The organism is Tardiphaga sp. P4_G1 (assembly GCF_056401215.1).
This window is the reverse complement of sequence record NZ_JBFUJU010000002.1, coordinates 26,793-40,683: the sequence shown is the minus strand read 5'-3', so window position 1 is coordinate 40,683 and position 13,891 is coordinate 26,793. Positions and strand designations below refer to the sequence as shown.

Here is a 13,891-nt window from a genome sequence, read left to right as displayed (position 1 = left end):
TTGATGCGCCCGATGCTCGACAAGATCGTCATCACTTGCGCCGTCACCGGCAATCTGACGCGGCCGGACCAGACCCCGCATCTGCCAATCACGCCGGAAGAAATCGCCGACGCCTGCCTCGGTGCCGCAGAAGCCGGCGCGGCAGTCGCGCATATACATGTGCGCGAGCCCGGCACCGGCGCGCCCTCGATGAAGCTCGAATATTATCAGGACGTCGTCGGACGCATTCGCGCGCGCAATCGCAACCTGATCCTGAACATCACCACCGGTCCCGGCGGTCGCTTCGTGCCTTCGCAGGACGATCCCAAGGTCGCCGCCGCCGGTACTACGCTGATGAACCCGGAAGAACGCGTCGCCCATATCACGGCGCTGAAGCCCGACATCTGCACGCTCGATCTCAATACCATGAATTCCGGCGGACAGGTGGTGATCAACACGCCCGGCAATGTGCGCCGCATGGCCAAGGTCATCCGCGAGGCCGGCGTGAAACCCGAGATCGAACTGTTCGATTCCGGCGATATCGCGCTGCTGCACGATCTCCTCGCCGACGGTACGCTCAGCGGCCCGGCGCTCACCTCCTTCGTGATGGGGGTGAAATACGGCTTCCAACCGTCGCCGGAAACGGTGCTGTATGCGCGCGGTCTGCTGCCGCGGGATGCGCATTTCACGGCCATTGGCATCGGCCGTTCCACATTTCCCATGGTGGCGCAATCGGTGCTCGCCGGCGGTCATGCCCGCACCGGTCTGGAAGATGCGGTAATGCTCGGCCGCGGCGTACTGGCGCCGTCGAACGCCGTGATGGTGGACAAGGCACGCCGCATCATCGAAGAACTCGGCGCGCAGATCGCGACGCCTGCTGAAGCACGCGCGCTGTTCGATTTGCCGGGCGCCGCATAACACAGCATTCGAGGACTGAAATGATTGCAGCCGCCAAGATTTCCTCCAGTGTCACCGCAACATGCCTGCGGGTCGCCGCCAAGGCTGATCGCATCGAGAATGTGGCGCTCGGCATCGAGCAACGCACACTCGCCTGCGCCAGGTCAGGCGATGCGCTGGTCGAGATAAGGGCCGCCGCGATCAATCCGTCGGACGCCAAGGCGACGCTCGGTCTGATGCCGCATGCGGTCTTCCCCCGCACGCCCGGCCGTGACTTCGCCGGAGTCGTGATCGATGGGCCGACCGACCTGATCGGCAAGGAAGTATTCGGCTCGTCCGGCCAACTCGGGATCGGCCGCGACGGCACCCATGCCACGCATCTGGTGGTGGAAGCGTCTGCGCTGGTCGAGAAGCCGATCAATATCAGCCTCGCGGAGGCGGCCGGCATCGGCGTGCCCTTTGTCACCGCGCAAGAAGGCTTTCGCCGCAGCGGCATGCCGAAGCCCGGCGAGACGGTGTTGATCCTCGGTCTGAACGGCAAGGTCGGTCAGGCGGCGACGCAGATCGCGTCATGGCAGGGCGCTCGCGTGATCGGCGTCGTCCGCAAGGACGAGCTATATGCCGGCCATGCCCATGGCGAGGTGACCGTCGTCGATTCCAGCCGCAATGACGTCGCCGCGACCGTGCGCGAACTCACCGGCGGCAAGGGCGCGGACATCGTCTACAATACCGTCGGCGAGCCCTATTACGACGCCGGCACGAAATCGCTCGCGCATCTCGGCCGCCAGATCTTCATTGCCTCCACCAAGGCCACCGTGCCGTTCGATATCTTCGCCTTCTATCGCGGCAAGCACACCTTCTTCGGTGTCGACTCGCTGTCGCTGTCATCGCCGGAAGCCGGCGAGATACTGCGTGAATTGGTGCCGGGTTTCGCCAGCGGCGCATTGAAGCCGTTTCCGATCAAGCCGGACGCGATCTACCCGTTGGAGCGCGCTGCAGAGGCCTATGTCGCCGTGCTCGGCTCCTCGCGCGATCGTCTTGTTTTTCAGCCTAACGGGTGAAGCCATGCATGTTGTCCGCCTGAACGATGCCCCGCGCTACGAAGCCCCTGGCCACAATGACATGCGGATGTTCCGCCTGCAGGGCCGCGACGCCGGGCCGGGCGATGTGATGTGGCTCGGCATGAGCCAGATTCTGCCGGGCGGCGGCATTACGCCCTCGGTCTCGCCGGAGGAGAAGTTCTATGTCGTCCTCGAAGGCGAAGTAACCTTCGAGACGCCGGATGGCATCGCCACTCTCGGCATCTGGGATTCCTGCCGCATCGCGCCCAACGAGACGCGCGCGCTGCGCAACGAGACGAAACGACCGGCGGTGGTGTTGCTTGCAATGCCGCTGCCCAACACCGCCAGAGGCTGAAAGCCCGGCACTTGGTTCTTTAAGGGAGAAAATGATGGATCGCCGACACTTCATGATCGGCTCTGGCCTCGCCGCGACTGCGGCGCTGATGGGCAGCGGAGCCATTGCACAGACTTATCCGAACCAGCTCGTGCGTATTATCGTGCCGTTTTCGGGTGGCAGCCTCACCGACATCCTTGCCCGTTCGGTGGCCGAGAAGCTTGCTGCGAAGTGGAAGCAGCAGGTCATCGTCGAGAACAGGCCCGGCATCGCCGGTGTCAGCAGTGTCGCCAAAGGCCCGACCGATGGCTCGCAGATCATGCTGACCTCGAACGGCCACAGCGTGATCGGCGTGGTCAACAAGAACCTCAACTTCGATCCGATCAAGGATTTCGCTGCGATCAGCCGCGTCGGATCGACGCCGTCCATCCTGATCGTGCCGCCGGATGCGCCGTTCAAGACGCTGGCCGAACTGATCGCTGCGGCAAAGGCCAAGCCGGATTCGCTGAGCTACAGCTCTGCCGGCGTCGGTAGTTCCACCGGTATCGCCGCCGAACTGTTCAGGCATCTCACGCAGACCAAGATGGTGCTGATTCCGCATCGCGGACTGCCGGAATCCCAGATCAGCATTATGCGCGGCGACACCTCGGTTGCCTTCACTTTCTTCGGCGTCGGTGGCGACCTGATCCAGTCGGGAAAGTTGCGCGCACTGGCAGTCACCGGCAAGAGCCGCATGGCGCAACTGCCTGATGTGCCAACCTTCGCCGAGGCAGGGCTCCCCGAATTCACCTACGACAGCTGGTTCGGCATGCTCGCCGCCGCGGCGGTGCCGAAACCCATCGTCAGCCAGATCGCACGCGATCTCGCCGAGGCGCTCAGCGATCCGGCCCTGATCAAGCAGTTCGCCGCGCAGGGCGCCGACATCGCCAGCTCGACGCCAGAAGCGTTCGAGGCCGAATTGCGCGGCGATGCGGAGCGTTATGGCAAGCTCATCGCGATGTCGACGGACGGGGCGACCAAGTGAGCAGGCGGGCCTGCAGCACGCGACGCGTCTGCAGGCCCGTTAGCGCTACTTCGCGATATACGCGTCCGGCGTCGGGCAAGTCCGGTCCTTGTAGGGGACGAGCCAGGGCGCATAATTGGCCTTGGTGATGATCGCACCGGGGATCGTGATCTGCTTCGGCGCACTCTGGCCGCGAATGGCATTCAGGCCGACCGCGGTGGCGACGCAGCCGATCTTGAAGCCGTCGAACTCCGCGATTGCCAGCAGGCTGCCGGCCTTCACGGCTTCGACAGCCTCCGGCACGCCATTGATTGAGACTACCGCGACGTTCTTGCGGCCGGCTGCATTGAGCGCCTCGATCGCGCCGAGCGCGGACGCGTCGGCAGCGGCGATCACGCCGTCGATGGTGCTGAACTGCTGGATCAGGTTCTCCATCGTCTGCATGCCGAGCAGGCGCTGGAAGTTGGCGGGCTGCGAGGCCAGTACTTTGATATTCGGATAGTCCTTGGCCGCAGCGTCGAAGCCGCGCTTGCGCTCGTCGCCCGTGGTCGAGCCCTTGACGCCTTCGAGGATCACCACATTGCCCTTGCCGCCGAGGTGGTCGAACAGCGTCTTGGCAATGTCATAGCCGAGCTTGTAATCGTCCTGGCCGACAAAGGAGAGATAGGGGGCGTCGCCGCCGCGGTCATTGTAGTTGATGATCGGCAGGCCGGATTCGATCAGGCGCTTGATCGTCGGCAATTGCGCCTTGGCGTCGATTGGCATGAACAGCATCAGATTGGGCTTGGTCACGCCGACGTCTTCGAGCTGCGACATGCCTTCGGTGATATTGTTCGGCTTGGTCGGCGTGTAATATTTGACAGTCGCGCGCATTTTCTCCGCCATCTGCGCGACGCCGGCGCGCACACCCTCGAAATGAGGGTCCACCTGGTTCTTCGTGAAGGCTGCAATCACTTCGCCATCGGCGCGCACCGCCGAATTGAACAGGGTGCCGCAAATGACGGCGGCAAGAACGCATCGGATAGATCGGGTGGTTCGCATGATGGCCCCTCTGGTTGTGAATGACGAGACGTGTGGTGAACTGGTGATGCCGGGTCTATCCGCTCCCTGATCGGCGTCGGCTGATGACGAGATCCGCAATGATGGCGACCAGGACGACGGCGCCGTTGACGAAGGGATGCCAGGTCGCTGCAACATTCAGCAGATTGAGGCCGTTGACGATGATGGTGAGCAGGATGGCGCCAAGCACGGTGCCGACGATGTTGCCGTTGCCACCGAACAAGGATGTGCCGCCGACCAGAACTGCGGCGATAGCAGGAAGCAGCAACGGCTCGCCGATTCCGGGCTCGGCGGCATTGAGGCGTGCGAGATAGACGAGAGACGCGATGCCCGCCGTCAAGCCGCTGAGCACATAGAGCAGCAGCCGACGACGCTCGACCGGGACGCCGGACAGCAGCGCGGCGGTCTGGTTGGCGCCCATGAAATACGCCTCGCGGCCGAAGGTCGTGCGGTGCAGGAGGATGCTGCAGGCGAGACAGACCACAAGCGTGATCCAGATCGGCAGCGGAACGCCGAGGAAGAAGCCGGTGCCGAAATAGCGAAACGACATCGGCATGCCGTAGATCGTCTGCCCGGCCATGAACCAGTAGGCGATGCCCTGCGCCACCCACAGCATGCCGAAAGTCGCAAGGAAAGGCGGCAGCTGCAGGCGGTTGATCATCAACCCGTTAGCGTAACCGATCAGTGTGCCGGCGCCGATGGCGACCGCAACGCCGTACCACGGATTGCCGGTGGTCTTGATCGCGGCTGCGGCGAGACAGGCCGACAGCGTCAGATTGGCGCCCACCGACAGATCGAGCCCACCGCCGATGATGACGAGTGTGAGGCCGGACGCGACGAGAAACAGCAGGCTCGCCTGCCGCAGCATGTTCAGCAGATTGCTCACCGACGCGAATCCCGGATCGACCGCGGTCAATGCGCCGGCGATCAGAACGATCAGCACGAACCGGCCGAGCAGGGCCGCAGCGTCGGGCGACAGGGACGATGGGCGGATATCGAGCGTTGCCGGGATCGTCATGCCGTACGCCTCACGAATTGCTTGCGCGCCTGGTCGATCAGCAACGCGAGGATGAGCAGGATGCCGATGCACACGACCTGCAGCGACGAGTCGATGGACAGAATGTTGAGCCCATTGCGCAGCACGGTGATGGCAAGCGCGCCGAGCACGGCACCGAACAGCCAGCCCTGTCCTTTTTCGAAGGAGGTGCCGCCGAGCACGACTGCGGCGATCGCCTCGAACTCCATGCCGATGCCGACGGTCGGATGCGCTGAATTGGTGCGTCCGATCAGCAACACCGCCGAAAGGCCGATGATCGTGCTGCCGAGCACATAGACGGCGAGGTGCACGAGATTGGCGCGAATGCCGGCGAGACGCAGCGCGTCCTTGTTGCCGCCGATGGCGATCACGTAGTTGCCGAGCCGAGTGCGATATAGCAGTAGCCACAGCGCGGCATAAAGGGCGGCCGCGATCGCGATCGGCGTCGGAATGAACCAAAGCTGGGAGCGATAGAAGGTTTCAATGGCAGGCGTGAAACCGCCGACCGGATCTCCATTGGTGAGCACCAGCGCAATCCCCTGCATCAGCCCCATGGTGCCGAGGGTGACGACAAAGGCAGGGAGCGACAGATAGGCGATCAGGATGCCGTTGAGGGCCCCGAAGGCAATGCTCACCGCCAGCGTCGCCGCACAGGCGGCGAACACGCCCCATCCGGCAAGAAGCGCCTCGGCGACGATGACGCCGCTCAGCCCGAGCAGAGCTCCGGCCGACAGGTCGAGGCCCTCGGTCATAATGATGAGCGTCATCGGCAGGGCGAGCATCAGCAGTAGCGAGGTCTGCAAGCCGACATTGATGAGGTTGGTCTGGGACACGAATCTCGGATTGATGATCGTGAACAGCACCAGCATCAGGATCAGCAAGAGGCCGGCGCCGGGGATTGCGCTGAGGAACTGGCCCATGCTGGACCTGCGCTGCAGCTGGATCGTCACGCTCATTGATGCACCGCCAGTTCGAGGATGGCCCGCTCGGTTAGCTGGTCGCCGGCGAGATGCCCGACGATGCGATGGTCGCGCATGACATAGGCGCGGTCGCAGAGCTGAACGAGCTCCGGCAGTTCCGAACTGATGACGACAACACCGGCCCCGCCATCGACCAGTTGATCGATCAGGCGATAGATTTCGGCCTTGGCGCCGACATCGACACCGCGCGTCGGTTCGTCCAGCAGAAACAGTTTGGCTCCCGCGGCCAGCCATTTGGCCAGCACGACCTTCTGTTGATTGCCGCCGCTGAGGGTGTGGACGCTCTGGCGCGTGCCATGGGCGGCAATGCCGAGCTGTGCGATCAGCCCGCGTGTGTCCCGCTCGGCTTTGGCCGGTGAGAACCAGCCGGAGGCGAAGCTGCGCCACAACGAGGCGACCGTCGCATTGTCGCGGACATCGAGTGGCAGCGCCAATCCCTCCCGTTTGCGATCTTCCGGGAGCAGGGCCATGCCCGCACGCACCCGTCTGTCCAGTGTGGCCGGCGTGCGCGATCCGAACAGAGCGATCTCGCCGCTCGCGATTGGATCCGCGCCGAACAAGGCGCGAACCACTTCGGTCCGGCCGGACCCAACGAGGCCGGCAAGCCCCACCACCTCGCCGGCGAGAATTTCGATGGAGATGTCCGACAGTTTGGCCGTGTTCACATCCCTGGCGAGCAGAACGGGCTCGCCGGGCGGGCGCGGCGTCCGTGCGAGTTGCGATCCCGATGGTCGCCCGATCATCGCGCCGACCATCTCGGCCTGGCTTTTCTGACCGCGCAGCACGCTGGTCACGACGGCGCCGTCACGCAGGATGGTGATGCGATCGCCGAGCATCTGCACCTCCTTCATGCGGTGGGAGATGTAGACGATGGCGACGCGCTTTTCCGTCAATCGCGCGATGGTTTGAAACAGGCGATCTGATTCACGCTCGGAGATCGCCGCCGTCGGCTCGTCCATCACGAGCACCCGCGCGTTCTGCGAAAGCGCCTTGGCGATCTCCACCATCTGCTGCTGGGCTACGCCGAGATCGGCGGCGTATGCGTGGGTGTCGTAGTCGAGGCCGAGATCGTCGAGGATGGTGCGTGCGGCTGCATGCATGGCCGCGGAATCGACGAGGCCGAAGCGACTGAATGCCGCTTCGCGACCGAGAAAGATGTTCTGCGCGATGTCCAGATACGGGATCAGCGAGAATTCCTGGAAGATGACGGCGATACCAAGCGCGCTGGCATCGGCCGGGCGGGCGACGGCGACCCGCCGGCCCTCGATCTCGATATAGCCGCGATCGGCCGCATAGGCGCCGTACAGCGTCTTGATCAGCGTCGACTTTCCCGCACCATTCTGGCCGAGGATGACATGGACCTCGCCGGCATAGACGTCGAGCGATACGTTCTTGAGCGCATGCACGCCGGGAAAGGATTTGTCGATACCGACCAGACGCAGCAGCGGTGCATCGGCCTCGCTTCCGGGCGCCCGCGACGCAGACCCCTTTGGGGTGTGCAGCGAGCGGTCCCCTTGCTCATTTTGATTTTCAGTGCCGTGCATCATTGTCGGCCTCGTTCGGCCCGATGACCCGGGGCAGGCGGGAGGTCACGTCCGGTCTATTTTTGCACGGGAATGGCGGCGATCATGTCCAGCTCGACACGGGCGCCCTGGGTCGAGAGCTGGTTGATGCAGATGGTGGTGCTGGCCGGCGTCCAGTCGCCGAAATATTCCTTCATCACCTTCACCATACCGTCCTGGTCCCGGATGTCGGTCAGGTACTTCGTCACCTTGACGATGTCGGTCCAGGTCAGCCCTTCGTGATCCAGGATCGACTGGATCGTCTGCATGGCGCGGTGGGTCTGGTCCTCGATCGAATTCGGATGATCGTGCTCCTCCAGAACGTGGGGATGCTTGTGATAGAGCGGCGAGGGCGTTGCTCCGGAAATGAACAACATCCCGCAGGGCACTTCGACACGGATCGCTGGCGCATAAGGCATGTCCGGCTTCCGCTCCGGCATCGTCTGGATTTCCTTGACGTGCGGATTGGTGGGCGAGGTCGCAAAGGCCGGCTTGGCTGTCATGATCATTTCCTCGATGGCGGGCGTTGGTAAACCTCGTGACCTTCTCGCGAGGGGGCATCCGGTCAACCCGTCACGAAGCGTGAGGTCAAACTATCTTTGAGTCAAGATAAAATATCTTGGCGCAAAGATAGATGAATTTGCATATATTCGGTGCCCCGTGCCTATATGCTGATCAGCATGACTACCGATTCGATTGATGAGATCATTGCCGGCTGGAGCCGGCGGCGGCCCGACCTCGACGCCGGTCACCTCGACGTCGTCGGCCGGATTGTCCGGCTGTCCGTGCATATGCGCAGCGCCATCGAGCCCGCGCTCGAGGAGCAGGGCTTCAATTGGGAATTGTTCGACCTGCTCCTGACGATTTACCGTCGGGAGGCCGATGACAGTATCGGTGTTCGACCGACTGACCTCTATGCGGAGTGCCTGCTGTCGTCGGGCGGGCTCACCGCGCGGCTGCGGCGTGCCGAGCAGGACGGCTTCATCGTCAGGCGCCAGGATCCTGAAGATGGCCGTGGCGCGCGGATCACGCTTACGGCCAAGGGGCGAAATTCCGTCGACAAGGCGATTGCCCAGCACTTCAAGCTGTCCCGTTCGGTCGACGAGGTGCTGACAGCCAACGAACGTCAAACGCTCACGCGGCTGCTGCGGAAACTTCTGATTTCGGTCGAGAAGCCAGATTTGTAACGGATCGCGTCTGAGCGCCCCGTTCTCGGCAAACTCGGATCAGTCGCCGACACTTTTCCATGTCACCGCGGCAGCGTGTGTCAGGTTTCGCTTAGCTTTGTCGGCGCCGTATTCTGACTTCTCTTTTGGCCGCGTCAGAAAATCTGACGAACGTCTTGGTCGGCAGCTTGATCGCGGCGACAGAATCCCGCGCAAGCAAAACCGGCTTCAGTACGATCCGATCGTTTTGAACCGGCGTTCCCTTGATCATCGCAATAAGGATGTGAGACGCCTGCGTTCCCAGTTCCGCAGTCGGTGTACTGATGGTCGTCAGCGCCGGTGCTATCGCATCCATGAACAGCATGTCGTTCATGCCGACCAGCGAGATGTTGCCGGGACATGAAATGCCCTTGTTTCTCAGGTGCCGAAGGCAGCCTACGGCCAGCATGTCGTTGCCAGCCACAATCGCCGTAATATTGGGGTTCTCCGTCAGCAAACGTTCGCAAGCGAACTCGCCTTCCTCGACCGTAAAGGCCTCACCGAAGACGGCAGTGGGCGCAACTCCGTCTTGAGCCAAGACTTTGCAAGCGCGCCGAAAGCCGCGATAGCGGTGGTAACCCGTCGACACATTTTGCGGGCCGCCGACATGAGCAATTTGCCTGTGCCCACACTCGGCGAGATGATGAACCGCCAGTTCCATTGCCTTCGCGTCGTCGACCCGGACGCTCGGAATGAATTCGCTTTCAGGGTCGCGAAACACCGCGACGACTGGAATATTCGCCTCGACGCAGGCTGCGATGCCGGGATCGTTTCGCTCGAAGGTCGCGACGATCAGCCCCTCGACGCCTTGCTGGATGAAACGATCGATCAGCGCGGCCTGCCTGAGCGGATGGTTGTCGGTATTGCCGACGATGGTGACGTATCCAATCTCGGCGAACCGGTCCTCAATCGCCCGCACTATGGGGGGATGGACGGGGTCACCAAGGTTCGAAACAATAACGCCGACGGTGCGAGATCGCTGGGTCCGAAGCGCCGATGCCATGGCGTTGGCCCGATATCCCAGCTTCTTTGCGCAAGCTTCGACGCGCTCGATCATTTCTGGGGAGATCAGGTGGCGCTTCTCGGGATTGAGCCCGCGCGACACCGTTGACCAATGAACGCCAGCGCACTTCGCGACATCAATGATTGTCTTACGCGACGACCGCTCCTGAAGCGCGGGTGACGTCTTCTTGGTGTTTTTGGTTTTTTTGGGCATCGCCATCCAGCCTGCTCGCGCGCGTTGTCGTATCCGCTAACGATCACGTGAGAATGCCTCATCTTGCACAAATTGACAAACGTGTGCAGAGTTTCTTGACAAACGTGTGCACGGGAATGATGGTAGCGAAAATCCGCTGCATGCCTTGGTGCAATGCAGCAGAAGCGCCCTAACGGCGTCGACGATCAGGGATGAAATGATGGAGAGCTTCGTCTATCAGGCGGCGCCCATGCGGGTCGTCTTCGGCTCGGGACGGCTGGCAGATCTGGCCGCCGAGCTCGACCGACTCGGCGTTAAGCGCGCACTCGTTCTGACGACAGCCCAGCAGAAATCTCACGGCGAGCAGATTGCCGCTCTGATCGGTGACAGAGCGGCGGGCGTCTATGCCGGTGCGGTGATGCATACGCCGGTTGATGTGACCGAACTTGCGATGCAGCAGGTCAAGGCTCTGCAGGCCGACGGCATCGTCGCGGTGGGCGGTGGTTCGACCATCGGGCTAGGCAAGGCGATCGCGCTACGGACCGACCTGCCGCAAATCGTCGTACCGACCAGCTATGCCGGGTCCGAAATGACGCCGATCCTGGGTGAGACCCGCGAGGGACTGAAGACCACGCAATCGAGCCCGAAGATACTCCCCGAAACGGTCATCTACGACGTCGACCTGACGCGCACATTGCCGCCTGCGTTTGCCGTGACATCGGGCGTCAATGCAATCGCTCACGCTGTCGAAGCGCTCTATGCGCGCGACGCCAATCCGGTCGTGTCGTTGATGGCGGAAGAGGGCATTCGCCTGTTCGCCGGCGCGCTGCCGAAGCTTGCGGCTGGCGAGGACAACGCGGCGGCACGCGATGATGCCCTGCGCGCTGCCTGGTTGTGCGGCGCCTGTCTCGGCGCCGTCGGCATGGCTCTGCATCACAAGCTCTGCCATACGCTGGGTGGCACGTTCAATTTGCCGCATGCCGAAACCCACACGGTGATCCTGCCGCATGCGATGGCCTATAATGCTCCCGCAGTGCCGGTCGCGGCGGCTCGCGTCGCGCGCGCGCTCGGCGCCGGACAGGCGGCGCAGGGACTGTTCGATCTCACGCAGCGCCTTGGCGCCAAAGTCGCGCTACGTGATCTGGGAATGCCGAAGGACGGCATAGAACACGCCGCCGACCTTGCCGTCAGCAATGCCTACTGGAATCCGCGGCCGCTGGAACACGATGCCATCCGCGATCTGATCGCGCGGGCCTGGGCGGGCGATCCTCCGGTCATGGCGGAGGCGTTGCGATGACGGCGATGCGCACGCTCATCAAATCCGCCACCATCCTGACGATGGATGACACGATCGGCGACCTCGCGCAGGCTGACCTGCTGGTTGATGGCGATCGCATCGTCGACATCCGGCCGGGCCTCGATGCCGGTGACGCGGAGATCGTCGATGGTCGTGGCCGCATCGTCATTCCGGGCCTTGTCAACGCGCATATGCATACGTGGCAGACCGCCTTGCGCGGCTTCTCCGCGAACTGGACGCTTCCCGAATATTTCCGCCGGATGCATGCGGGACTGGCCACGGTCTTTCGTTCCGAGGATATCCATATCGGCACGCTGATGGGCGCGCTGAACCAGATCAATTGCGGCACCACCACGCTGGTTGACTGGTGTCACAACAATCCAACGCCTGCGCACAGTGATAGCGCCGTCGCAGCGCTGAAAGAGAGCGGCATCCGTGCCGCCTTCTTCCACGGCTCGCCGAAACCGGAGGCGGCGCCGGGGCAGCCGCACTTCTCCGAGGTTCCGCATCCGCGCCGTGAGGTCGAGCGCTTCCTGGCAGGGGCGCTGTCTAACCGCAGCGACCGCGTCACCCTCGGGCTTGCGATTCTTGGTCCTCATTATTCGACCATGGATGTTGCCATCCATGATTTCGAATTGGCGCGTGAGTTCGATCTGATTGCCTCGATGCATCAGGGCGGAGGCCCGGCCAAGACGCCGGGTGGCTGGGCGAGGCTGATTGCAGCCGGCCTCGTCGGTCCCGGAATCAACATCGTGCACGGCAACGATCTTCCCGACGATCTGCTGCGTCAGCTTGTCGATCTCGGCGTGTCGTTCTCGGTCACGCCGGAAAATGAAATGAATCAGGGCCACGGCTACCCGATCACCGGGCGGCTGTTGAAGCTGGGATCGCGGCCATCGCTCGGAGTCGATCTGGAATCCGTGCTGCCGGGCGACATGTTCAACGTCGGTCGCATCGCACTGTCGATGCAGCGCGCGCTGGACAATGCCGAGAGCCGGCAGGCCACGGGTGCCATTCCAGCGGTGACGACAATCACGACACGCGAGGCCTTGCGCTGGATCACCATCGAGGGCGCCCGCATGCTCGGGCGCGAAGACAGCATCGGCTCGCTCACGCCGGGCAAGAAGGCGGATCTGGTCGTCATTAATGCCACGGACCTGAATCTCTGGCCGGTCCATGATCCGGTTTCCACGGTCCTGATGCAGTCCAGCATCACCAATATCGAGGCGGTCATGATCGATGGCATCTGGCGCAAGCGAGGCGGACGCCTGCTGGCGGAGAACATCGACCACAAAAAGAATGAACTCGAGCGATCAGGCATGCGCATCGTCTCCGAGATCGAACGTCAGGAGAAAGCGGCATGACAACCCCGTCGAGAGATCAAGCTCAGGCCGTGGCCTGGATCGGCGTTGGCAAGATGGGCTTGCCGATCGCAGGCCGTATGGTGGAGGCCGGTATCCGCGTCACCGGTTACGACCCGGGCCAACAGCGCTTGGTGTTGGCACAGCAGCTTGGGCTTCAGACGGCCAACTCGGCCGCAGACGCCGCTGCAAACCACGCCATCATCTTCACATCGCTGCCCGACGATGCGGCGCTGCGTTCCGTGGTGCTCGGACCAGACGGCCTGCTGAACAAGCTGACACGTGGTGCGGTTCTGATCGAGACGAGCACGGTCAGCGCCGAAATATCGGCTGAAGTTGGTGTTGCGGCAGAGGCGAGCGGCGTGGCCTATCTGCGCGCGCCGGTGTCCGGCAATGCAGCGATCGCGCATACCGGCGCGCTGACCTGCTTCGTGTCGGGGCCGCGGGATGCGTTCGATGCGGTTCAGTCGGTGCTGGCGACGTTCACCCGCGCGCAAACCTATCTCGGCGTGGCTGAAGAGGCGCGATTTGCCAAGCTCGCGGTTAACCTGATGATCGCGGTGTCTGCCGGAATGATGGCCGAAAGCCTCGCGCTGGCGCGCAAGGGCGGAATCTCCTGGCCGGATATCCTCAAGGTCCTGGACGATAGCGCGATCGCCTCGCCGATGGTCAAGTACAAGACGCCGCCGCTTGCCACGCGCAACTTCGAGTCCACTTTCTCGTGCCGGCAGATGGCCAAGGATCTCGACCTCATCATCGGGGCCGGCCATCACGTCGGCGTGCCGCTGCAACTCGCAGCGCAGGTGCGAGAAATCTACGGATCGCTTGTTGCGCAAGGAGATGGCGAATCCGATTTCATCGCCACCGTGCGCCATGTCGAGCGACTGTCGGGTCTCGGCGAGCCGAAGCTTGGGTGAGGGGA

The 13,891-nt window shown here is 62.9% G+C and carries 14 protein-coding genes; 8 read left to right on the top strand and 6 right to left on the bottom strand.

Annotation, left to right across the window (positions count from 1 at the left end):
• Positions 1–12 precede the first annotated feature (12 nt).
• Genes AC1DUY_RS04335 through AC1DUY_RS04320 form a run of 4 tightly spaced genes read left to right on the top strand, consistent with a single transcriptional unit; the run spans position 13 to position 3,295 of the window.
• A complete protein-coding gene (locus AC1DUY_RS04335; RefSeq protein ID WP_068735375.1) occupies positions 13–897 on the top strand; it encodes a beta-keto acid cleavage family enzyme in 885 nt (294 codons plus the stop codon).
• A 20-nt stretch (positions 898–917) separates the two neighbouring features.
• On the top strand, positions 918–1,937 hold the full coding sequence (locus AC1DUY_RS04330) for a quinone oxidoreductase family protein (protein WP_478112486.1): 1,020 nt from the start codon (positions 918–920) through the stop codon (positions 1,935–1,937).
• A 4-nt stretch (positions 1,938–1,941) separates the two neighbouring features.
• Positions 1,942–2,292 (top strand): cupin domain-containing protein, encoded by a 351-nt coding sequence (locus tag AC1DUY_RS04325; RefSeq protein WP_309948526.1) that lies wholly within the window; start codon positions 1,942–1,944, stop codon positions 2,290–2,292.
• Positions 2,293–2,326: 34 nt separating this feature from the next.
• Positions 2,327–3,295, top strand: a complete 969-nt coding sequence (locus tag AC1DUY_RS04320) for a Bug family tripartite tricarboxylate transporter substrate binding protein (RefSeq protein ID WP_175366263.1) — start codon at positions 2,327–2,329, stop codon at positions 3,293–3,295.
• Between the two features lie 45 nt (positions 3,296–3,340).
• Here AC1DUY_RS04320 and AC1DUY_RS04315 read toward each other — a convergent pair whose 3' ends face one another.
• The 5 genes from AC1DUY_RS04315 to AC1DUY_RS04295 are packed head-to-tail and all read right to left on the bottom strand — an operon-like array spanning position 3,341 to position 8,414.
• On the bottom strand, positions 3,341–4,315 hold the full coding sequence (locus AC1DUY_RS04315) for a sugar ABC transporter substrate-binding protein (protein ID WP_175366262.1): 975 nt from the start codon (positions 4,313–4,315) through the stop codon (positions 3,341–3,343).
• A 55-nt stretch (positions 4,316–4,370) separates the two neighbouring features.
• A complete protein-coding gene (locus tag AC1DUY_RS04310; protein WP_093756898.1) occupies positions 4,371–5,351 on the bottom strand; it encodes an ABC transporter permease in 981 nt (326 codons plus the stop codon).
• Positions 5,348–6,325 carry an ABC transporter permease gene (locus AC1DUY_RS04305; protein ID WP_210421679.1) on the bottom strand — a complete coding sequence of 326 codons (978 nt, stop codon included), beginning with the start codon at positions 6,323–6,325 and terminating at the stop codon, positions 5,348–5,350. The genes AC1DUY_RS04310 and AC1DUY_RS04305 overlap by 4 nt, the downstream gene beginning before the upstream one ends.
• Complete coding sequence (locus AC1DUY_RS04300) at positions 6,322–7,893, bottom strand: sugar ABC transporter ATP-binding protein (RefSeq protein WP_478113356.1); 1,572 nt, start codon at positions 7,891–7,893, stop codon at positions 6,322–6,324. Before AC1DUY_RS04300 ends, AC1DUY_RS04305 begins: the two co-directional genes overlap by 4 nt.
• Before the next feature lie 56 nt (positions 7,894–7,949).
• Entirely contained in the window at positions 7,950–8,414 is a 465-nt protein-coding gene (locus AC1DUY_RS04295; RefSeq protein ID WP_158550404.1) for a RidA family protein, read from the bottom strand.
• 165 nt (positions 8,415–8,579) lie between these two features.
• Here AC1DUY_RS04295 and AC1DUY_RS04290 point away from each other — a divergent pair, with 165 nt between their 5' ends.
• Entirely contained in the window at positions 8,580–9,098 is a 519-nt protein-coding gene (locus tag AC1DUY_RS04290) for a MarR family winged helix-turn-helix transcriptional regulator (protein WP_478112481.1), read from the top strand.
• Between the two features lie 91 nt (positions 9,099–9,189).
• On the opposite strand, the gene AC1DUY_RS04285 is transcribed toward AC1DUY_RS04290, so the two are convergent.
• Positions 9,190–10,338, bottom strand: a complete 1,149-nt coding sequence (locus AC1DUY_RS04285) for a LacI family DNA-binding transcriptional regulator (RefSeq protein ID WP_478112479.1) — start codon at positions 10,336–10,338, stop codon at positions 9,190–9,192.
• A 190-nt stretch (positions 10,339–10,528) separates the two neighbouring features.
• On the opposite strand from AC1DUY_RS04285, the gene AC1DUY_RS04280 reads away from it, so the two are divergent.
• From AC1DUY_RS04280 to AC1DUY_RS04270, 3 genes are read left to right on the top strand one after another with little or no spacing between them, the layout of a single operon-like run.
• The gene (locus AC1DUY_RS04280; protein WP_478112477.1) at positions 10,529–11,608 is read left to right on the top strand and encodes a maleylacetate reductase; all 1,080 of its coding nucleotides are present in this window, start codon (positions 10,529–10,531) and stop codon (positions 11,606–11,608) included.
• Positions 11,605–12,972 (top strand): amidohydrolase family protein, encoded by a 1,368-nt coding sequence (locus tag AC1DUY_RS04275; protein ID WP_478112475.1) that lies wholly within the window; start codon positions 11,605–11,607, stop codon positions 12,970–12,972. Before AC1DUY_RS04280 ends, AC1DUY_RS04275 begins: the two co-directional genes overlap by 4 nt.
• On the top strand, positions 12,969–13,886 hold the full coding sequence (locus tag AC1DUY_RS04270) for an NAD(P)-dependent oxidoreductase (RefSeq protein ID WP_184511569.1): 918 nt from the start codon (positions 12,969–12,971) through the stop codon (positions 13,884–13,886). Before AC1DUY_RS04275 ends, AC1DUY_RS04270 begins: the two co-directional genes overlap by 4 nt.
• Positions 13,887–13,891: the final 5 nt, after the last annotated feature.